General features: G+C 60.5%; 19 protein-coding genes and 1 pseudogene. 13 read left to right on the top strand and 7 right to left on the bottom strand.

Annotated features, from left to right (window positions below):
- Nucleotides 1-69 precede the first annotated feature (69 nt).
- Genes ACK83U_RS26530 through ACK83U_RS26520 form a run of 3 tightly spaced genes read right to left on the bottom strand, consistent with a single transcriptional unit; the run spans nucleotide 70 to nucleotide 4,575 of the window.
- The gene (locus ACK83U_RS26530; protein ID WP_112603208.1) at nucleotides 70-1,260 is read right to left on the bottom strand and encodes an amino acid aminotransferase; all 1,191 of its coding nucleotides are present in this window, start codon (nucleotides 1,258-1,260) and stop codon (nucleotides 70-72) included.
- A 16-nt stretch (nucleotides 1,261-1,276) separates the two neighbouring features.
- Entirely contained in the window at nucleotides 1,277-2,494 is a 1,218-nt protein-coding gene (locus ACK83U_RS26525) for a 2-oxo acid dehydrogenase subunit E2 (RefSeq protein ID WP_112603210.1), read from the bottom strand.
- 2 nt (nucleotides 2,495-2,496) lie between these two features.
- A complete protein-coding gene (locus ACK83U_RS26520; protein ID WP_112603212.1) occupies nucleotides 2,497-4,575 on the bottom strand; it encodes a transketolase C-terminal domain-containing protein in 2,079 nt (692 codons plus the stop codon).
- Nucleotides 4,576-4,693: 118 nt separating this feature from the next.
- Between ACK83U_RS26520 and ACK83U_RS26515 the strand changes: the two genes are divergently transcribed.
- The 11 genes from ACK83U_RS26515 to ACK83U_RS26465 all read left to right on the top strand — a co-directional run bounded on the left by ACK83U_RS26515 (nucleotide 4,694) and on the right by ACK83U_RS26465 (nucleotide 14,225).
- The gene (locus tag ACK83U_RS26515) at nucleotides 4,694-5,173 is read left to right on the top strand and encodes an Lrp/AsnC family transcriptional regulator (protein WP_015342504.1); all 480 of its coding nucleotides are present in this window, start codon (nucleotides 4,694-4,696) and stop codon (nucleotides 5,171-5,173) included.
- Nucleotides 5,174-5,257: 84 nt separating this feature from the next.
- The gene (gene paaX, locus ACK83U_RS26510; RefSeq protein WP_112603214.1) at nucleotides 5,258-6,172 is read left to right on the top strand and encodes a phenylacetic acid degradation operon negative regulatory protein PaaX; all 915 of its coding nucleotides are present in this window, start codon (nucleotides 5,258-5,260) and stop codon (nucleotides 6,170-6,172) included.
- Between the two features lie 272 nt (nucleotides 6,173-6,444).
- On the top strand, nucleotides 6,445-7,449 hold the full coding sequence (gene paaA / locus ACK83U_RS26505) for a 1,2-phenylacetyl-CoA epoxidase subunit PaaA (RefSeq protein WP_112603216.1): 1,005 nt from the start codon (nucleotides 6,445-6,447) through the stop codon (nucleotides 7,447-7,449).
- Between the two features lie 30 nt (nucleotides 7,450-7,479).
- Entirely contained in the window at nucleotides 7,480-7,764 is a 285-nt protein-coding gene (gene paaB / locus ACK83U_RS26500) for a 1,2-phenylacetyl-CoA epoxidase subunit PaaB (protein WP_112603218.1), read from the top strand.
- Nucleotides 7,764-8,546, top strand: coding sequence for a 1,2-phenylacetyl-CoA epoxidase subunit PaaC (gene paaC / locus ACK83U_RS26495; RefSeq protein ID WP_112603220.1), 783 nt, complete (start codon nucleotides 7,764-7,766; stop codon nucleotides 8,544-8,546). Before paaB ends, paaC begins: the two co-directional genes overlap by 1 nt.
- 9 nt (nucleotides 8,547-8,555) lie before the next feature.
- Nucleotides 8,556-9,080 carry a 1,2-phenylacetyl-CoA epoxidase subunit PaaD gene (paaD, locus tag ACK83U_RS26490; protein ID WP_112603222.1) on the top strand — a complete coding sequence of 175 codons (525 nt, stop codon included), beginning with the start codon at nucleotides 8,556-8,558 and terminating at the stop codon, nucleotides 9,078-9,080.
- 24 nt (nucleotides 9,081-9,104) lie between these two features.
- A complete protein-coding gene (gene paaE / locus ACK83U_RS26485) occupies nucleotides 9,105-10,181 on the top strand; it encodes a 1,2-phenylacetyl-CoA epoxidase subunit PaaE (protein ID WP_112603224.1) in 1,077 nt (358 codons plus the stop codon).
- 26 nt (nucleotides 10,182-10,207) lie between these two features.
- Nucleotides 10,208-10,963: a Phenylacetic acid catabolic protein gene (locus ACK83U_RS26480; RefSeq protein WP_112603226.1), complete on the top strand. Its 756-nt coding sequence runs from the start codon at nucleotides 10,208-10,210 to the stop codon at nucleotides 10,961-10,963.
- 66 nt (nucleotides 10,964-11,029) lie between these two features.
- Entirely contained in the window at nucleotides 11,030-13,087 is a 2,058-nt protein-coding gene (paaZ, locus tag ACK83U_RS26475) for a phenylacetic acid degradation bifunctional protein PaaZ (protein WP_112603228.1), read from the top strand.
- A gap of 4 nt (nucleotides 13,088-13,091) precedes the next feature.
- Nucleotides 13,092-13,610, top strand: a complete 519-nt coding sequence (locus ACK83U_RS26470) for an acyl-CoA thioesterase (RefSeq protein ID WP_162700966.1) — start codon at nucleotides 13,092-13,094, stop codon at nucleotides 13,608-13,610.
- Nucleotides 13,611-14,225, top strand: a complete 615-nt coding sequence (locus tag ACK83U_RS26465) for a transferase hexapeptide repeat family protein (RefSeq protein ID WP_112603230.1) — start codon at nucleotides 13,611-13,613, stop codon at nucleotides 14,223-14,225.
- Nucleotides 14,226-14,245: 20 nt separating this feature from the next.
- On the opposite strand, the gene ACK83U_RS26460 is transcribed toward ACK83U_RS26465, so the two are convergent.
- The 4 genes and pseudogenes from ACK83U_RS26460 to paaG all read right to left on the bottom strand — a co-directional run bounded on the left by ACK83U_RS26460 (nucleotide 14,246) and on the right by paaG (nucleotide 17,526).
- Nucleotides 14,246-14,842: a TetR/AcrR family transcriptional regulator gene (locus tag ACK83U_RS26460; RefSeq protein WP_112603232.1), complete on the bottom strand. Its 597-nt coding sequence runs from the start codon at nucleotides 14,840-14,842 to the stop codon at nucleotides 14,246-14,248.
- Between the two features lie 102 nt (nucleotides 14,843-14,944).
- On the bottom strand, nucleotides 14,945-16,255 hold the full coding sequence (gene paaK, locus ACK83U_RS26455) for a phenylacetate--CoA ligase PaaK (protein ID WP_112603234.1): 1,311 nt from the start codon (nucleotides 16,253-16,255) through the stop codon (nucleotides 14,945-14,947).
- A 43-nt stretch (nucleotides 16,256-16,298) separates the two neighbouring features.
- On the bottom strand, nucleotides 16,299-16,742 hold the full coding sequence (gene paaI / locus ACK83U_RS26450; RefSeq protein ID WP_112603236.1) for a hydroxyphenylacetyl-CoA thioesterase PaaI: 444 nt from the start codon (nucleotides 16,740-16,742) through the stop codon (nucleotides 16,299-16,301).
- Nucleotides 16,739-17,526, bottom strand: a pseudogene (gene paaG, locus ACK83U_RS26445) (2-(1,2-epoxy-1,2-dihydrophenyl)acetyl-CoA isomerase PaaG). The gene paaI and the pseudogene paaG overlap by 4 nt, the downstream one beginning before the upstream one ends.
- 326 nt (nucleotides 17,527-17,852) lie before the next feature.
- On the opposite strand from paaG, the gene ACK83U_RS26440 reads away from it, so the two are divergent.
- The gene (locus tag ACK83U_RS26440; RefSeq protein WP_112603240.1) at nucleotides 17,853-18,323 is read left to right on the top strand and encodes an MEKHLA domain-containing protein; all 471 of its coding nucleotides are present in this window, start codon (nucleotides 17,853-17,855) and stop codon (nucleotides 18,321-18,323) included.
- Nucleotides 18,324-18,573: 250 nt separating this feature from the next.
- Nucleotides 18,574-18,720 carry a DUF1127 domain-containing protein gene (locus tag ACK83U_RS26435; protein ID WP_112337003.1) on the top strand — a complete coding sequence of 49 codons (147 nt, stop codon included), beginning with the start codon at nucleotides 18,574-18,576 and terminating at the stop codon, nucleotides 18,718-18,720.
- Nucleotides 18,721-19,106 lie beyond the last annotated feature (386 nt).

Here is a 19,106-nt window from a genome sequence, read left to right as displayed (position 1 = left end):
GAGGCCGGCGTGCAGGTCGGCCTCCTGCTGTCCGTCAAAGCCCATGGCGGCTGCTCGTTGTCGCAGCCTTCAAGTCAGATAGGGACCGATGCGCTCCGCTACGGATGCAATATCCTTGACCCGCATCCCGGCCACGTTGATCCGACCGGAATCCGGCATGTAGATGCCATGCTCGGAGCGAAGCTGCCGAACATTTTCCGGAGAGATCGGCAGCAGGGAGAACATGCCTTCCTGCGAACTGATATTGGCGAGCTCCGCGCGGAATTGGCCAAAAGCCTCGGCAGCAGCCTGGCGGATCTCGACGATGCGCGTGCGCATTTCGCTGAGTTCATCGACCCAGGTCCGGTGCAGTGAGGGGTCCTCAAGGGTTGCGGCGACGATGGCTGCTCCGTGCGCGGGCGGCATGGAATAGCTCGTGCGGGCATAGCTTGCGAGATTGCCTATAGCTTTGCTCAAGGATGCCTGCCGATCCCCGAAGAGATAGGCCGCGCCGGTGCGCTCCCTATAGAGCGAGAAGGATTTGGAGCAGGAGACGGCAACTATGGCCTCAGCGACTGTTTCGATGACATCAATCATGCTGGCCGCATCTTCAACGCGTCCACGTCCAAGACCTTGATAGGCATTGTCGAAGAGCGGGATCAATCCATTGGCAGCGATGATGTCGGCAATATCTCGCCAGTTTTGCGGCGATAACGCGGCGCCTGCCGGATTATGGCAGCTCGTTTGCAGCAGCACGGCATCGCCGGGAGCAGCGTTCCGCAGGGTTGTCAGCATCTCGTCAACGAGAACGGCCTGCTTTTCAATGTCGAAGAAGCGATAGGTTGCGATCTGAAGGCCGACGCTGGCAAAGATTGCCTGGTGATTGACCCAAGTGGGCGTGCCGATCCAGATTTTCCGTCGCTTGTCGAGAGCAAGCAGTTCCGCAGCCAGGCGCAGAGCGCCGGTGCCGCCCGGTGTCTGAATTCCCGCGACCGGCTTGCCACCATGGCGCTCGCCGAAGACTTCGGACGCTAATGCTCTAAGGAAAACAGGATCGCCTTCCGGACCGATATAGGATTTGGATTGCTGCGTTTCCCAGAGAAGATGCTCGGCTGCCTTGACAGCTTTCATGACCGGCGTTCGGCCGGTTTCATCGCGATAGACGCCAACGCCGAGGTCGATCTTTCCGGGCCTCGGGTCGGCCGCGAACTTGGCAATCAGTCCAAGCAGGGGATCGGGCTTCTGTTCCGTAAGGGTGTCGAAAAACGCTGTCTTATTCATTGACCCATCTCTTTCCCTATTGCGGCCAATCCTGCAGAACCCGCACGAATTCCGACAACCACGCGTTCGTTTGGTGGCCGTCCAGGGAGCGATGGTCGATCGTCAGGGACACATAGGCCATCGGGCGGATCTGGATCGTATCGGCCCCATCGACCTCGCGAACGACGACACGCTTCTCCAGCTTGCCGATGCCGAGGATGGCGGATTGCGGTTGGTTGATGATGATGGGAGATGCGACCAGCGAGCCGGAAACGCCATGATTGGAGATCGTGAAGGTTCCGCCTTTCATATCGTCGGCCTTGAGCACATTGGATCGCGCCCGGTCCGTCAGATCCTGGAGCCTTGCGGCGATCGCCTCAAGCTGGAGATTCTGCGCCTGCCGAATGATCGGCGCGACCAGGCCCTTATCGCCCAATGCGATACCGATCCCGATATTGATATCTTCGAAGATCTCGAGATTGTTATCATGCCATTGGCTGTTGACTTCGGGGACGAGTTTCATGGCCGCAACGGATGCCGCCACGAAATAGGCAGTATAGGATAGGTTCACGCCTTCGGCCTTCAGTCGGTTCTTGTGGCTTTCGCGATGACGCATGATCGCCGTGAAATCGGCCTCGAAGATTGCGGTGACCTGCGGCGCTGTCGACAGGGATTGGGCCATATGCCTTGCGATCGAAAGCCGCATGGCGGAATGGGGAACGATGCGAGATTTGCCGCCAGCCGCGACTGCCGGCGGGGTCTGTCCAGCCTCAGCCTGCTGCGGCACCGGCGCGGATGGATGCGGCTTGGCGGCTTTCAGCGCATGATCCATATCGGCGCGTGTGACTCGCCCATCCCTGCCGCTGCCTTTCAGACTGGCCGGGTCGATCCCGTATTCCTCGGCGGCCTTGCGAACGGCGGGTGAATGATAAGCGGCGGCGGAGGCCGTGGCAAGTGAGGCCGGCTGTATCTGCAACGGAACATCGGCCGCTTGCGCTGCAGCACCGCTCGCGTTTTCGATGCTCATGCGCCCGAGGATCGCCCCCGGCGTGGCGTCATCGCCATCCTCCATCGCAATTTCGCTCAGGATACCGTCGCATGGCGCCGCTATCTCCTGGGTGACCTTGTCGGTTTCCAGTTCGACAAGCGCATCGCCTTCTTTCACGTGGTCGCCGATCCGCTTCAGCCAGTTTCGCACAACCGCTTTCGTGCCCTCCTGTTCGATCGGAGCCGTGATCTCGATGATACCAGTCATTCCTAAAACTCCAGGACTTCGGCAATGCGCTTGGCGATCCGCTCGGTGGACGGCACAGCCCAGTCGAGAAGCACCGGGTTATGTGGGCTCGGAATATCCGGCATGGCGAGCCGAGAGACCGGCGCATCGAGATCCGTGAAGGCCTTGTCTGCAACGACGGCGGCAATTTCCGCGCCGAAGCCTGCGGCTTCGAGATCTTCGTGAACGATGAGGCAGCGATGGGTTTTGGCGACCGATGCAAGCACGGCCTCGTGATCCCAGGGCATCAGGGTGCGAAGATCAATAATATCCGCGGACAGGCCTTCCGCCGCCTCCTCACAGCGCTGCACCATTGCGCCCCAGGTGACGATGGTGATGGCGCTGCCGGTCCGCGTCAGCTTCGCCTTGCCGAAGGGCAGCGCGAAATCGTCGCCGGGGTAGGGGCGACGCGCCCAAGCGTGATCGAGCATGGCTCTATGCTCGAAGAAGATGACCGGGTCGTTGCCGCGGATCGAGGTGCGCAGCAGGCCGACGGCATCCTCTGCATTCGATGGAACTGCAACCTTCCAGCCTGGCTGATGGACGAAGGCCACTTCGTTGGTTTGGCTGTGCCAGGGATCGCCGCATTTGAAGAAGCCGCCGGGCATGCGGACCACGATGGGGGCTGCGAAGCGATTGTTGGTACGCCAGCGGATGGTGCCGCAATCGTTCAGCTGTTCGGTCGCCGGTTCGGCATATTTCCGAAACTGGATTTCCGGAATGGGGACGAGCCCGGCGAGCGCCATACCGACAGCACGGCCGATGATGCCCTCTTCGGATAGCGAAGTATCGAAAACCCGCTCGCTGCCGAATTTTTCCTGCATGCCGAGGGTGACGGCATGAACCCCGCCCTTGGGGCCGATATCCTCGCCGAACACGACAACGCGCTCGTTGATCGTCATCTCGTGTTCGAGTGTTCTGCGAATGGCCGTGACCATGTTGATGCGTGGGCCGGAGGTTTCCGGTACATCCGTTGTCGCTGGAGGCTCATATCCGGATGGATGCTGCCCGCCCATCGTCTGCATATCGCCGTCGAAGAATACATGGCGGGTTACGGAGGAGGGGGCGGCGACCGGCCTGTTTTCAGCTTGCGCGCGGGCGTTTTCGGCTATATCGCGCGCTTCGCTTTCGCAAGCATCCCATTCCCGCATCGTCATCACGGCGGGAACGAGGAAATCCTTCAGGCGCGGCAGGGGATCCCGCTCCCATTCGCGCTTTACGGTTTCCTCACTCTTGTAGGTCTGCGTGTCTTGAAAACTGTGGCCCTCGAGGCGCGGAACCGTGAGCCTGAGAAGCGCCGGCTTGCGTTCGTCACGAACAAACGAGACGGCATCTTGCACCAGATGAGCGGCTTCGGCCGGGTTGCATCCGTCGCCGTCGAAGATTGCGAGATTTTTCCAGCTCGCGAGATTGGCTGCGATATTTCCGCCTGGGGTCTGTGCGGTCGAGGGAACCGAGATGCCAAAGCCATTGTCCTCGATATAGAACAGCATCGGCAGCGCCTGCGTCGTGGCAGCGGTCAATGCAGCCCAGAAGCCATTCGAGGCAACGGAGCCATCGCCGCCAAGCACAACACCGATATCCCGCGCATACTCCTCGCGGCCCAATGTGGTGGCATAATATTTCATCGCCTGCGCCCAGCCGGCCGTCGGCGTGTATTGTGCTCCGACGCCACCGCACATGGGCAAGGCCGAGGCGCCGGCATGGTTCGGATAGTTGAAGACGACACCGATGTCGCGGCCGTCGGAATAGCCGCCGGCGCGGCCCATGGCCGAGCCGAGCGCATCGGCCGGATCGACGCCAAGCGAGAGTAACAGCGGTCGTGAGCGATAATAGCCACAGGTCGCATCGTGCAGGCCTGTCAGCTGCATTCCAAGGAGGATCTGCGCCATGTCGTGGCCGCGTGCGGAAAACTGATAGAGAACCTTCTTTTCCGGAACGAGACGCTTCTCCTCCATCTCGTCGAGAGCCCGGGAGAGGTGAACGAGATAGGCAACCCGGCGCCAGTCGACGCGATCGTCGGGCGAGTTCCGCTCGTGGCTTTTGAAGGCTAGCTGGGCCATGTGATCCTCCTACAGATGGCCCAACTATTTTAATTCAAGCGTTAGCTCTATTCCTTTCAATTTGGCAGGTTTTGCAGTAGATTTTGAAAGAGATGTTTCATCCATGGCGGATTTCTGAATGGAAGATTTCGATCTTGATCACGTCGACAGAGCGATTCTGCGCGTACTGCAGGAGGAAGGCGATATCAGCCAGGCGGCACTCTCAGAAAAGGTCGGCGCGTCGCCCGCGTCCTGCTGGCGAAGGATCAAGGCGCTGGAAAGCGCCGGCGTGCTGGGCCGGACGGTTCGCCTTGTCGATCCCGACAAGATTGGTAAGGGACTGAACGTCTTCTGCCAGGTCAAGATGAAGACCCATGATCCTGCGACCCGCCGCGATTTCGAACAGTTCATCGCCAGCTATCGCGAGGTGCTGGAATGCTACTCCATGTCGGGGGAGTGGGATTACCTGATCCGTGCCGTCGTCGCCGATGTCAGGGAATATGAAGGGCTTCTGATGCGGGGTATCCTGACCCATGAAGCGGTGCTGAGCTCATCGTCGCACTTCTCGCTGAAATGCGTCAAATACACCACGGCGTTGCCGACGAACGTGTCGCGATAAGGCCTCTGTCCGTACTCGCCTTGAATAGTGCGAGTGTCTCACGCTAATAAACCCTAACAATTTCAGATGTGGAGCAAGGTTGGAGTGTCGGCTGATAACGTCAAACTCGGCCATGAACTGAGCGAAGCGGTTGCGGCGCTCCTTATCAACTTGCCGATAAAAGCGGCGAGTTTCATCGTCACGATCTACGGCGATGTCATCGAGCCGCGTGGGGGCGTCGTCTGGATCGGCAATCTCATCGAAACGTGCAAGAGCGTCGGGATTACCGAGACGCTGGTGCGGACTGCGGTGTCGCGACTAGTGGCAGCTGGTCGGCTTGCGGGCGAGCGCGAAGGGCGCCGCAGCTTCTATCGGCTGACCGATGCCGCTCAAGCCGAATTTGTCGAGGCCGCTAGCCTGTTCTACGGACCGCAACCCGCAGTGCGTTGGCAATTTGTCCTGATCAACGGACCTGCGCCGGAAGAGATCATGCAGGGCCTTGAGCGGGAGGGTTTTGCCAGGCTGAACCCGCGTCTCGCGGTGGGAACGCATCCCGCACCGCCCCTGCCGGGCCGCGTCGTTGTCTTCGATGCGCAGTTGGCGACCGAAAACGGCGCGTTGCGGGAATTTGCCGAAGAGGCTTGGAACCTGCCGCGCTTCGCGGAGGCCTATGGCGAATTCATTGCCCGGTTCGGTTTATTTTTCGAACGCGTCGGAAATTGTGCCGCGCTATCGCCGTTCGATTGCCTGATTGCCCGGCTGCTGCTTGTGCATCAGTATCGCCTGATCATGTTGCGCGAGCCGCATCTTCCCAAGTCCGCCCTGCCGGATAATTGGCCGGGCGAGGAGGCGCGGCGGTTGTTCGCCGAGCTTTATTTGCGTCTGTCAAAAAAAGCTGACGGCTATGTCGCTCGCCGTTTCGTGAATGAATCGGGCAAGCTTCCAGAGATGACGCCGGCAAGCCGGGCTCGGCTCGATCACCTCAAGCCCGCTGAAGGATCAATCCGCTCAGGTACATAGTAAGGGAGTTCGGCTCGCCACGTGCTTTCACGGCATTGGATGTCACAGAAAACTCTAAAAATTCATTTGTATTGTGACATATAGCATGCTAATAAATGACCGATCGGTCGGTTAATGCGTTTGCCCCGGATCGCTGTTTCGTGGAGGAGAACGAGAAACAGGCTTATACTGGCGGTGCCGTGAAGTTTCAGCTTGCCTGAAGTCTTCAAGGCGGCTGTAGGCTTGCGATCATTCTCGATCGCGCGGGAGGCGCGAAGACGGAGGAAAGATCAATGTATGCACAGATGGTGAAAACCGATGGCGCCCGCATCCGTTCCCTCGACGAGATGGACCCGCAGGAGCGCGCCTTTCAGGAGCGCGTCGATGCCGGCCAGAAGATCGAGCCGAAGGAATGGATGCCGGAAGGCTACCGCAAGACGTTGATCCGCCAGATCAGCCAGCACGCTCATTCCGAAATCGTCGGTCAGCTGCCGGAGGGCAACTGGATCACCCGCGCGCCGACGCTGGAACGCAAGGCGATCCTGCTTGCCAAGGTGCAGGACGAAGCCGGTCACGGCCTCTATCTCTACTGTGCCGCCGAGACGCTCGACATCAGCCGCGACGAGATGTATGAGCAGCTGCATTCCGGCAAGGCCAAATATTCCTCGATCTTCAACTATCCGACGCTGACCTGGGCCGATATCGGCGCGATCGGCTGGCTCGTCGATGGCGCTGCTATCATGAACCAGGTTCCGCTGCAGCGCTGTTCCTACGGCCCCTATGCGCGGGCGATGGTGCGCATCTGCAAGGAAGAAAGCTTCCATCAGCGCCAGGGCTTCGACATCCTGATGAAAATGGTGAAGGGCACGCCTGCGCAGAAGGCCATGGTGCAGGATGCGCTAAACCGCTGGTGGTGGCCGTCGCTGATGATGTTCGGCCCTTCGGACGATGCCTCCGTGCATTCGGCCCAGTCGATGGCCTGGAAGATCAAGCAGAATTCCAATGACGAGCTGCGGCAAAAATTCGTCGACCAGACCGTGCCGCAGGCCGAATATCTCGGTCTAACCGTCCCGGATCCAGATCTGAAGTGGAACGAGGAAAAGGGCGGCTACGAATTCGGTGAGCCGGACTGGGAAGAGTTCTTCAACGTGATCGCCGGCAACGGCCCGTGCAATGCGGAGCGGCTCAATGCCCGTAAGCAGGCGTGGGATGATGGCGCATGGTTCCGGGATGGCCTTTCTGCCCATGCAGAAAAGGCAGCGGCTCGCCGCGCTGCCGCAAAGGTCGCCGCCGAATAAGGTGGGCGGAATAGTCAGGGAGTGAGAAACATGTCCAGTGAATGGCCGCTTTGGGAAGTCTTCATACGTGGTCAGCACGGCCTCAACCATCGCCATGTCGGCAGCTTGCATGCGCCCGATGCCGAGATGGCGATCAACAATGCACGCGATGTCTATACGCGCCGCAACGAGGGCGTCAGCATTTGGGTGGTGCGCTCGTCCGAAATCGCTGCAAGCGCCCCTTCGGAGAAGGGACCGCTGTTCGATCCCTCCAATTCGAAGGTCTATCGTCACCCGACCTTTTTCGACATTCCCGATGAAGTGGGGCACATGTGATGGCGATCGCTGCCCTTGAACCGGCGGTCGATCAGGCCGCTCTTGTCGAATTCCTCCTACGCATCGGCGATAATACGCTGATCCTCGGCCACCGCGTTTCCGAATGGTGCGGCCGCGGGCCTGCCCTGGAGGAGGATATCGCGCTTGCCAATACGGCGCTCGATCTCATCGGCCAGACGCAGCTCTGGCTCGCTCTGGCGGGCGAGGTGGAAGGCAAGGGCCGCTCGGCTGATGATCTCGCCTATCTGCGCGATGGTTTCGAGTTCCGCAACATCCTGCTTGTCGAGCGTCCGAACGGCGATTTCGGCAAGACGCTGATGCGGCAATTCCTCTTTGACGCCTGGCACTATCTATTGCTGAAAGCTTTGAAAGGTTCGGCCGATCCGCGCATTGCTGAGATCGCTGAAAAGGCTTTCAAGGAAGTCTCCTATCACCTCGATCGCAGCCGAGATCTGATCATTCGCCTTGGCGACGGCACGGCCGAAAGTCATCGTCGTATGCAGGAGGCTCTCGACGATCTCTGGGCCTTTACGGGCGAAATGTTCGTGGGCGATGCCGCCGATGCGGCACTGGCACAGGCCGGCGTGATCCCGGAACCGCAAAGCCTGAAGGCCGGCTGGGACGAGATCGTTTCCGATGCGCTTACCGAAGCGACGCTCGACCGCCCGATGGATGGCTATATGCACAAGGGCGGCCGGCGCGGCATTCACACCGAGCATCTCGGCTATCTCCTGGCCGAGATGCAGTTCCTACAGCGCGCCTATCCGGGCGCGACCTGGTAGGAGGCGGAGATGGCGACCGCGCTGCATCCTTCGGTCGAAGAGGTCTGGCACTGGCTGTCGGAGGTGCCGGACCCCGAGATACCGGTGATTTCGTTGACCGATCTCGGCATCATCCGCGACGTCGGCTGGCAGGAGGATACGCTTGTTGTCACGGTGACGCCGACCTATTCGGGCTGTCCCGCCACCACCGCAATCAATCTCGATATCGAGCGGGCATTGGCCGAAAAGGGCCTCGACCGGGTACGCCTCGAGCGGCAGCTGTCGCCCGCCTGGACAACGGATTGGATCAGCGCCGGGGGACGCGAGAAGCTGCGTGCCTATGGCATCGCCCCACCGATCGATGGCACCGCTGCCGATGGCGTGCTGATGAAGCGCATCGATCGGCTTGCGGGCCGCTCCAATCTCACGATTGCCTGTCCGCGCTGCGGATCGGCGAACACGGAAAAGATCAGCCAGTTCGGCTCGACGCCGTGCAAGGCGAGCTATCGCTGCACCGAGTGTCTGGAACCCTTCGATTACTTCAAATGTATTTGACCCCAAAGGACGAGATCCGCATCCATGGCACGTTTCCATCCGCTGACTGTCACCGATGTGCGCCGCGAGACGCGCGATGCTGTTGTCGTCACGCTTGCGCCAGCCGAGGAGGATCGGGCCGTCTTTGATTTCACGCAGGGCCAGTATCTGACGTTTCGCCGCAAGTTCGACGACGAGGAATTGCGCCGCTCCTATTCGATCTGCGCGGGGAAGGACGAAGGCGTGTTGAAGGTCGGCGTCAAGCGCGTGGATGGCGGCTGTTTCTCGACCTGGATCAACGAAAACCTGAAAGCGGGCGATACGCTGGAAGCCATGCCGCCGATGGGGGCATTCTTCACCGCGATCGAGCCGGACGTGGCAAGGCACTATCTAGGCTTTGCCGGCGGCAGCGGCATCACACCGGTTCTGTCGATCATCAAGACGGTGCTGGCCCGCGAGCCGCGCTCGGTCTTTACGCTGGTCTATGCCAACAGGCAGATCAGCTCGATCATGTTCCGCGAAGAGCTGGAGGATCTGAAGAACCTCTATCTCGGCCGCCTCTCGGTGCTGCACATTCTGGAGAGCGAGGCGCAGGAGATCGATCTTTTTACGGGACGGATCGATGCGGAGAAGTGCAAGGCGCTCTTCAAGAGCTGGATCGACATCAAGTCGGTTGCGACAGCCTTTATCTGCGGTCCCGAGCCGATGATGCTGGCGATCGCTGCGGCTTTGCGTGAACACGGCATGCGCGACGAGCAGATCAAGTTCGAGCTCTTCGCCTCCGCGCAGCCGGGCCGCGCGCGGCGCAAGGTGGAGAGTAGTGCCGCCGCCGATCATGAAACCAGCTGCGAGGCAACGGTCACGCTCGATGGCGCGACGCGCATCTTCAAGTTCCCGAAGCACGGCCAGTGCCTGCTCGATGCAGCGCTCGAAAACGCGATGGATGTTCCCTATGCCTGCAAGGCCGGCGTTTGCTCCACCTGCCGGGCCAAGGTTCTCGAAGGCGAGGTCGAGATGGAGGTCAACCACGCGCTCGAGGATTACGAGGTGCGCCAGGGCTATGTGCTGACCTGTCAGTGTTACCCGCTCACCGACCGCATCGTTGTCAGCTACGACCAGTAGGCGCGCGCATCGAAGGGAGGAACAAGATGTCCGAGACGATGCCGATCGAGCAATATCTGCAGGAGGGCGGCATGCTCTCCTCGCCCGACAACGCGCCTCCGCGCTATCGCGGCGAACTCTTGCGTCTGATGGCGAGCTTCGTCGATAGCGAACTGGCGGGTTCCGCCGGCTTTGCTGACATCATCAACGATGCGCCAGGAATTCAGGAGCGCATTTCCGCGGCGCGCATCGTGCTGGAAAAGACCGATCATGCGGGCCAGGTCCTGAAGGTCATGGAGACCTTCGGCGTCGATGGCGGGCGTTATGCCATCCACCATCCCTGGGCGGCACGGCTTTCCCGCGATGCCGATATCGGCGCGGTCAGGCAGGGCAGCGATATGCGGCTTTCCGTGTTCCACTACCCGCTTGAAGGCTGGGTGGATGCAGTCGTCATGAACGTTCTGATGGGGACCGCGAGCGTCGTGCAGTTGAAGGAGCTGGCGCGCGTTTCCTATCAGCCGCTGGCCGAGACCTTCCGCGCCATCCTGCCGCGCGAAAGACGGCATGCCGAACTCGGCGCCGCCGGGCTTGTCCGCATCGTCACCGATGACGAGGGCCGGGCGAAGGCACGGGCTTCGGCCGCTTATTGGTATCCTCGCGTTGCAGCGAGCTTTGGCCATGCCGGTTCAGCCCGCTTCGAAACATTGTCACGCTTCGGCCTGCGACATACGCCCAACGAAACTTTGCTGGCCGAATGGCAGACCGAGGTTGATGCGCAGCTCTCTGCGCTCGATTTGAATTGATCAGTTCGGGAGATGCCTGGCGGTTTTCCGCTCGGATTACCGGAAAGATGAAGAAAGGAAATTCGGATGAACATCATGGCAAACCAGCCGCGCCGGCTTGAAAGCTATGTCGGGGGCACTTGGGTCGCTGGCGCCAGGGAAGGCGTGCCGCTGCTCGATGCATCGACCGGCGTGCCCGTCGCGTTCATCGATTCCTCCGGTATCGATTTTAAGCAGATCCTGGCCTATGGCCGCGACAAGGGCGGCTCGGCGCTGCGGCGTCTATCCTTCCATGAGCGCGCCGCAATGCTGAAGGCGCTCGGGCAGGCACTGCTTGAGCGGAAGGAAGATTTCTACGCGCTCTCGACGGCGACGGGTGCCACGCGTGCGGACAGCTGGGTCGATATCGAAGGTGGCATCGGAACCCTGCTGTCCTATGCCTCCAAGGGACGTCGCGAGCTGCCGAATGCACGCGTGCTGCTCGATGGCGACGTGGAGCAGCTCTCCAAGGACAAGAGCTTCTCCGCCCAGCATATATTGAGCCCGCTGCAGGGTGTCGCCGTTCACATCAATGCCTTCAATTTCCCCTGCTGGGGCATGCTGGAAAAGGTTGCGCCGACGTTGCTTGCCGGCGTTCCCGCCATCGTGAAGCCGGCGAGCCAGACGGCCTATCTTACCGAGCTGATGGTTCGCCGCATCATCGAAACAGGCCTGCTGCCGGAAGGTGCACTGCAGCTCGTTTGCGGCTCGGTCGGCGATCTCCTTGACCATGTCGAGGGCCAGGATGTGGTGACCTTCACCGGCTCTGCCGCAACCGGCCAGCGCCTCAAGACGCACAGGGCGATTATCGAAAACTCCGTACGTTTCACCATGGAGGCTGACAGCCTCAACGCGGCCGTCCTCGGGCTCGATGCCGCGCCCGGCACGGAGGAGTTCGATCTCTTCGTCAAGGAGGTCGCCCGTGAGATGACGGTCAAGGCCGGGCAGAAGTGCACGGCCATCCGCCGTGTCATCGCGCCCCGTTCCTATAGCGAAGCGCTTATTGCGGCCTTGAACGACCGCCTCGGCAAGACGGCAATCGGCAATCCGGCCGATGAGACGGTTCGCATGGGGCCGCTTGCAAGCCTCGCTCAGCGCGAGGAGGTGCGGGCGCGCATCCGAGATATTGCTGCCGATGCCGAGATCGTCGGCGGCGATCCCGATAATCCGCATGTCATGTCCGGGGATGCGAGCGCCGGCGCCTTCCTCAATCCGGTCCTGCTCTATTGCGACAAGCCGGGCTCCGCGCGTGCCATTCACGATGTCGAGGCCTTCGGCCCCGTCAGCACCGTCATGCCCTATGACACGGCGGAAGAGGCCGTCGATCTGACGCGGCGCGGCAAGGGCAGTCTCGTTGCCTCCGTCTTCACCAACGATCCGCATTTCGCCGAGGACGTCGTTCTTGGTCTCGCACCATTCCATGGTCGCGTGATGATCGGCAACCGCTCGAGCGCCAAGAGCTCCACCGGTCACGGCTCACCCTTGCCGGGCCTCGTTCACGGCGGTCCGGGTCGTGCCGGCGGCGGGGAGGAACTGGGCGGCATGCGTGGCGTGAAGCATTATATGCAGCGTACCGCGATTCAAGGTGCACCGACCATGCTGACCGCCGTGACGGGACGATGGATGGATGGTGCGGATGTCCGCGCCGACAGCGAGCACCCCTTCCGCAAGTCGCTCGCTGAGCTCAAGATCGGAGATCAACTCATCACCGCCACGCGCACGGTCACGCTCGACGATATCGAGCACTTCGCCCATTTTACCGGCGACACATTCTATGCCCATATGGATGAGGAGGCGGCGAAGGCCAATCCGTTCTTCGAGGGACGCGTGGCGCATGGCTATCTCATCGCCTCTTTCGCGGCCGGCCTCTTCGTCGATCCGGCTCCAGGCCCGGTTCTTGCAAATTATGGCGTCGACAATCTGCGCTTCCTGACACCGGTCAATCCGGGTGATACGCTCCAGGTGCAGTTGACCTGCAAAGAGATCAATCCCCGCATCAATGCCGAGCATGGCGAGGTGCGCTGGGATTGCAAGGTAACCAACCAGCTGGATGCCGTCGTCGCGCAATATGACGTTCTGACGATGGTGGCGAAAAGGAGAGAGTGAGCGCATGACGACGACCGAGCAAGACCCGCATCGCCTGGAAATGACCGTGCTGATGACGCCTGACATGGCGAATTTCAGCGGCAAGGTTCATGGCGGCGCACTTTTGAACCTGCTCGACCGCGTCGCCTTCTCTTGTGCGTCGCGCTATTCCAAGCAATATGCGGTAACGCTGTCGGTCGATCAGGTGCTGTTCAAGGAGCCGATCAATGTCGGCGAGCTCGTCACCTTCCGCGCCTCGATCAATGATACGGGCCGTACCTCCATGGAAGTCGGCATCCGGGTGGAGGCGGAGAATATTCGCTCCGGCCAGCGCCGCCACACGAACTCCTGTTATTTCACCATGGTCGCCGTCGATGAAGTCGGCCGCCCGGTCCGCGTGCCGGAACTGGTGCCAGTCACGCCGGTTGATATCCGACGGCACAAGGCCGCCCAGCTTCGCCGCACCTTGCGTCGCGAGTTCGCGCAACGCATGGAAGCGGTGGCCGAAACCGGTCGCGATGTGGAAGGTTTGGGAGCCGACTGAATGGCGCAGATCTATTCCTATGACGGCGTGATCCCGGTCATCGATCCCTCTGCCTTCGTGCATCCGGCCGCGACCGTCATCGGAGACGTTATCATTGGCCCCGCCTGCTATGTCGGGCCGGGCGCGGTGTTGCGCGGCGATTTCGGGCGTGTCGTGCTGGAGCGTGGCTCGAATGTGCAGGAGACTTGCGTCGTCCACAGTTTCCCGAATCTGGAAGTGACGATCGGCGAGGCGGGGCACATCGGCCATGGGGCTGTGCTGCATGGTTGCCGCATCGGCGCCAATGCCATGGTCGGCATGAATGCCGTCGTCATGGACGAAGCCGTCATCGGCGAAAACGCCATCGTTGCGGCCATGGCCTTCGTCAAGGCCGGAGCCGAAATCCCGGCAAACAGTCTTGCCATGGGAGCACCGGCTCGCGTGGTTCGTGAGTTGACGCCGGAAGAGATCGCCTGGAAGCGCGAGGGCACCGCCATCTATCAACGGTTGGCGCTGGAGGCGAAGGAGAAGCTGGTGGCCGTCGAGCCGCTGACGGCACCTGAGCCGGATCGCCGCCGCATCCGCGCGCCGGAATATGATCCGCTTGTCCTCGAACGGATGAAGCTCGGCGATTGAACGACCGCGTCAGCGGCGTCTCAACGGACGGCCTTGACCCCTTCGAGGATGAGGGTGGTGGCAATGTCGGCATATTCGTCGCGTGTGATTGGCCCGTTGGGCCTGAACCACATATAGACCCAGTTCATCATACCGAAGAGCGACATGGTGACCGGCATCAGCAACGGCCTGTTCTTGTTGAGATCCGGGTTGAGATCCTCGATGACGATGGAGAAACGCCGGACGATGCGCCGCTCGATCGTCCTCAATTCCGCCAGTTGCTCCTGCGACAGGGCATGCGTGCCGTTGAGCTGCACCTTGTGCTCGTTGTCGGCACCTTCATAGTTCTTCAGCACGGCCTTCACCAGCAGACGCAGCCGCTCTTGCGGCGTAACATCGTTGCGATCTGCCGTTTCGATCGCGCTTTCCAGCTCCATCAGATGCGTTTGCACGATGTCGAAGATCAGCGCGTCCTTGCCGGGATAGTAGTGGTAGAGCAGGGCTTTCGAGACGTTGCCATGTGAGGCGATCATCGACATGGACGCCTTTTCCATGCCCACCTCGGCGAAAACGGCCGCGGCACTCGCCAGGATGCCACGCTGCTTTTCCTCGAAATCAACTGCGCGCGTGCGTGCCATATGATCCTGCTTTGCTCATTCCCGATTGATCTGATCGTGCCTGGTGGCCGATCCCTCCCATATACAATCAAATGCTTGCCAGGCTATCCCACCAGATGCCGATCATTCCCTCGGACGGTTGTCCACGATGCGTTTGGCCTTGCCTTCCGATCGCGCAACGCCGCCTGGAGAGTGCACCATGACCTTCGTGGTGACACCGACGATGTTCTTGATGTGGTGGGTAAGTTCCCTTGCCGAAACATTTCGCGCCGTTTCGTCCGCCGCCTCCAGCGTGCACTCCACATGAACGGTCATGTCGTCCATGCGGCCGGAGCGTGTCAGTTCGATCTGGAAGTGCGGCGCGAGCCCGCGGCATTTCAGGATCTGCTCCTCGATCTGCGTCGGAAAGACGTTAACGCCACGCAGGATCATCATGTCATCGGAGCGGCCCGTTATCTTTTCCATGCGGCGCATGGAGCGGGCGGTGCCGGGCAGCAGCCGTGTCAGGTCGCGCGTGCGGTAACGGATGATCGGCAGGCCTTCCTTGGTCAACGTCGTGAGGACCAGCTCGCCGATCTCGCCATCTGGCAATGCCGCGCCGGTGACCGGATCGATGATCTCCGGATAGAAATGATCTTCCCAGATGTGCAGCCCATCCTTGCTCTCGACGCATTCGCTGGCGACGCCCGGACCCATGACCTCCGAGAGGCCGTAAATGTCGACGGCGTGCATATCGAAGGCGTGCTCGATTTCCTCGCGCATGGCATTGGTCCATGGTTCGGCGCCGAAGATGCCGACGGCGAGCGAACTTTCTCTGGGGTTGAGGCCCTGGCGGCGGAATTCGTCGAGGATCGAGAGCATATAGGAAGGCGTCACCATGATGATGCGCGGCTTGAAATCCTGTATCAGCGCCACCTGCCGTTCTGTCATGCCGCCGGAGACCGGTACGACGGTGCAACCGAGTTTCTCCGCGCCGTAATGCGCGCCGAGGCCGCCGGTGAACAGGCCATAGCCGTAGGCGATATGCACCAGATCACCCGCCCGGCCGCCGGAGGCTCGGATCGAGCGGGCAACGAGGCTCGCCCAGGTTTCGACGTCCCTGGCGGTATAGCCGACGACGGTCGGCTTGCCCGTCGTACCGGAAGACGCGTGGATACGGGCAAGCCTTTCGCGCGGCACGGCGAACATGCCGAAAGGATAGGTGTCGCGAAGATCTTTCTTGGTTGTGAAAGGAAATTTGGCGATATCAGACAAAGTCTTGAGATCGGAGGGATGCACGCCCAACTCGTCGAAACTCTTGTGATAGAAGGGTGAGTTCTCATAGGCATGGGTGAGCGTCCATTTCATGCGCTCGAGCTGCAGCACGGAAATCTCCTCGCGGGAGGCGATTTCGATTGCTTCAAGCTCACCCGCACGCGGCGAAAGGTTTTCCATCAATGTCTCCTCCAGGAAAGCCGGTACTTCCGGCGCGCGAATTCTATTCCGGTAAAAGTGCGCCCTTGACGGTTCGCGAGTGGCCACGGAATTCCGCAATCTGCTCGCCATGCTGATTGGTAATCGCGACATCGTAGATGCCGCCTCGTCCTCGGCGCGACACCTCCCGCGCCGTCGCCGTTAGCCGGTCACCATTAAAAGCCGGCGCAATAAAGCTCACCGAACAGTGCTGGGCGACGGTGCGCTGGTTGTAGCTATTGCAGGCGAACGCGAAGGCGGAGTCGGCGAGCGTGAAGATGTAGCCGCCATGACAGGTGCCGTGACCGTTGGTCATGGTCGCTGCAACGGTCATGGCGATGGTCGCTTCGCCGGGCGCGACGGACACAAGCTCCATGCCGAGATGGCGCGTGGCGTTGTCTTCGTCCCACATGGCTCTCGCGCAGGCTTCCGCGAGCGCCTGCGGCGAAAGGCTCTCCGAGGCGCTCATTTGCCCTTGAACTCCGGCTTGCGTTTTTCCAGGAAGGCAGTCACGCCCTCGGCATAGTCGGCGCTGCGGCCGGCCTCGCGCTGCAGGTCGCGCTCAAGATCGAGCTGCTGGTCGAGCGAATTCGTCGCCGCCGCCTGAATGGCGCGCTTCGTCAGGCCGAGGCCTTTCGTCGGGCCGGCAGCGAGCCTGGTGGCAAGCGCCGTCGCCTCATCCATCAGCTTATCGTCGTCCACCGCGCGCCAGATCAGGCCCCAGCTGGCGGCTGTTTCCGCATCGAGCGGTTCGGCCGTCAGCGCCAGTGCCTTGGCGCGGGCTTCGCCGATAAGCCGAGGCAGGTTCCAGGTGCCGCCGGAATCCGGCACGAGGCCGATCTTCGCGAAAGCCTGGATGAAGCGGGCCGAACGGGCGGCAAGCGGATATCGCAGGCAAAGGCGATATTGGCGCCGGCGCCCGCTGCCACACCATTGACAGCGCAGATCACCGGCTTTTCCAGGCTGCGGATGAGGCGGAGCAGCGGATTGTAGAAGATCTCGATCGTATGACCGAGATCGGGGGTGCCCCTGCGCGGGTCGCGATCGCCAAGGTCCTGGCCGGCCGAGAAGCCGCGGCCGGCGCCCGACAACAGAACTGCGCGGACATCTACATCCCGATGCGCGCGCTCGAAGCCGGCGCGCAGCGCAAGATGCATGTCTTCGTTGAAGGAATTGAGTTTGTCGGGTCGATTGAGCTTAAGCGTCAAGACGCCGTCGGCAAACGCCGACAGAACGGTGCCGGATTCAGACATGTTTCCTCCCCGTCGCCCTTCCCATGACGACCGTGCAACTCTTGCATAAACCGACCGGTCAATCAATTATAAAAAGCAAACGATAAGATACTGGCCGGCAGATTGCGACGGAGTGGCTTTACGTCATGCAACGGACGATGCAGCCGGCGAGCGGTCCCAACGTGGTTGGTGGCACGCACTTCCATCAGTTACCTCCTCCGAAACTATAGTTTCGCGGAAAGGTTGATAACGGATGCTCGTGTCTTCCCGCTTGCCCTGCTTTTGATATTTATCGCGATTTGATAGGTATCGCTTCGGTCGACGCCATGATTGCGGGAAGAAAACGGATGACTGACGGGCCTGAAAGCAATGTCGTCGATTTATCGGTTGACGAAGCATTTTTCGAACTTCTGACCGGCAGTTTTCAACGCATTGTCGGCCGTCCACTCGTCAATCCGCAAGCAGGGCCTCCCTGGCTCTATAATGAGGCACCTTTCGTGGTCCTTGCCCACAACACGGATGCCGATCCGCGTTTCGTCTACGCCAACAAGGCTGCTCAGAATTGCTTCGAATATCCCTGGGATGAGTTCGTGACGCTTCCCTCGCGACTTTCAGCGGAGCTTCCCAACCGTGCGGAGCGTCAGCAACTGCTGGATGCGGTGACGCGCAACGGTTTCATCTCCGACTATCGCGGCCTGAGGATTGCAAAATCAGGACGGCGGTTCCGGATTGAGGAGGGTATCGTCTGGCAGCTCGTGGATCGCGAAGGCAATTTGCGCGGTCAGGCTGCGACATTTTCCAAATGGAAAGACGCATAAGCCCGCGACAAGGCCGTACGGGCGTCGGGGCATAAGGCCGCATATCGGCGACAGGCGGCGATGTCGTAGCAGCGCGCCATCAATTGCTCCCCAATGTGAGACAGGTTCCTTAATTCGTGGCGTACGGGCACGTTGGCCGCTGCCGCCGTGATGAGCCTTGCAAAAGCAGCATGGCTATCCTGCAGGCATGTGCATTTTATTTAGGCGGGTAAATGCCTATCTCTTGCGCGAAAACAAGGAGATGGCAAAAATGAAAGTATTAGAGAAGATTAAGCGCTTTAGCGAACAGCGCAGAGCAATGCGCGAGCTTTCCGCCCTGGACGATCATGTTCTTCGTGATCTCGGTATTTCCCGCTCGCATATTCCGTTCGCCGTCAAGGGAGCTCGCGGCAACTAAACCTTCCTTTCGCGCGCATACCCTTGAGGTATGCGCCGCCGCAGGAGCTATTGGCCAGTGCCGTCGCTAGCTTTCTGCGACAAAGTCATAGCCGATAGATGCCGCGCGTAGCGTCATTGGTCGCCTCCAACCTCACGATCGGCACAATTTTCCTGTTGTTATTCTGCCGGATAACATGACGAAGATTTAGGCTGCTTGATCGCAGCTGTCCCTCGTGCCCCGTTTCGCGCAATATTCAAGTTCAATCTCGAGCAGTCTCGTTGCATTGGCAAGTGCTTCCTCTGCTTCTGCGAACGACTGTGGGCTATGGCCCATTCTGGCCTCGCCGTAATTTCTGGCACGCAGCAACACGAGTTCGGCCAATTCGGTGCACTCGGACGTCGGCC

The organism is Rhizobium sp. WW22 (assembly GCF_047041135.1).
Classification (GTDB): Bacteria; Pseudomonadota; Alphaproteobacteria; order Rhizobiales; family Rhizobiaceae; genus Rhizobium.
Note: the sequence above shows the minus strand (reverse complement) of the source record. Positions and strands in the feature narration are given on the sequence as shown.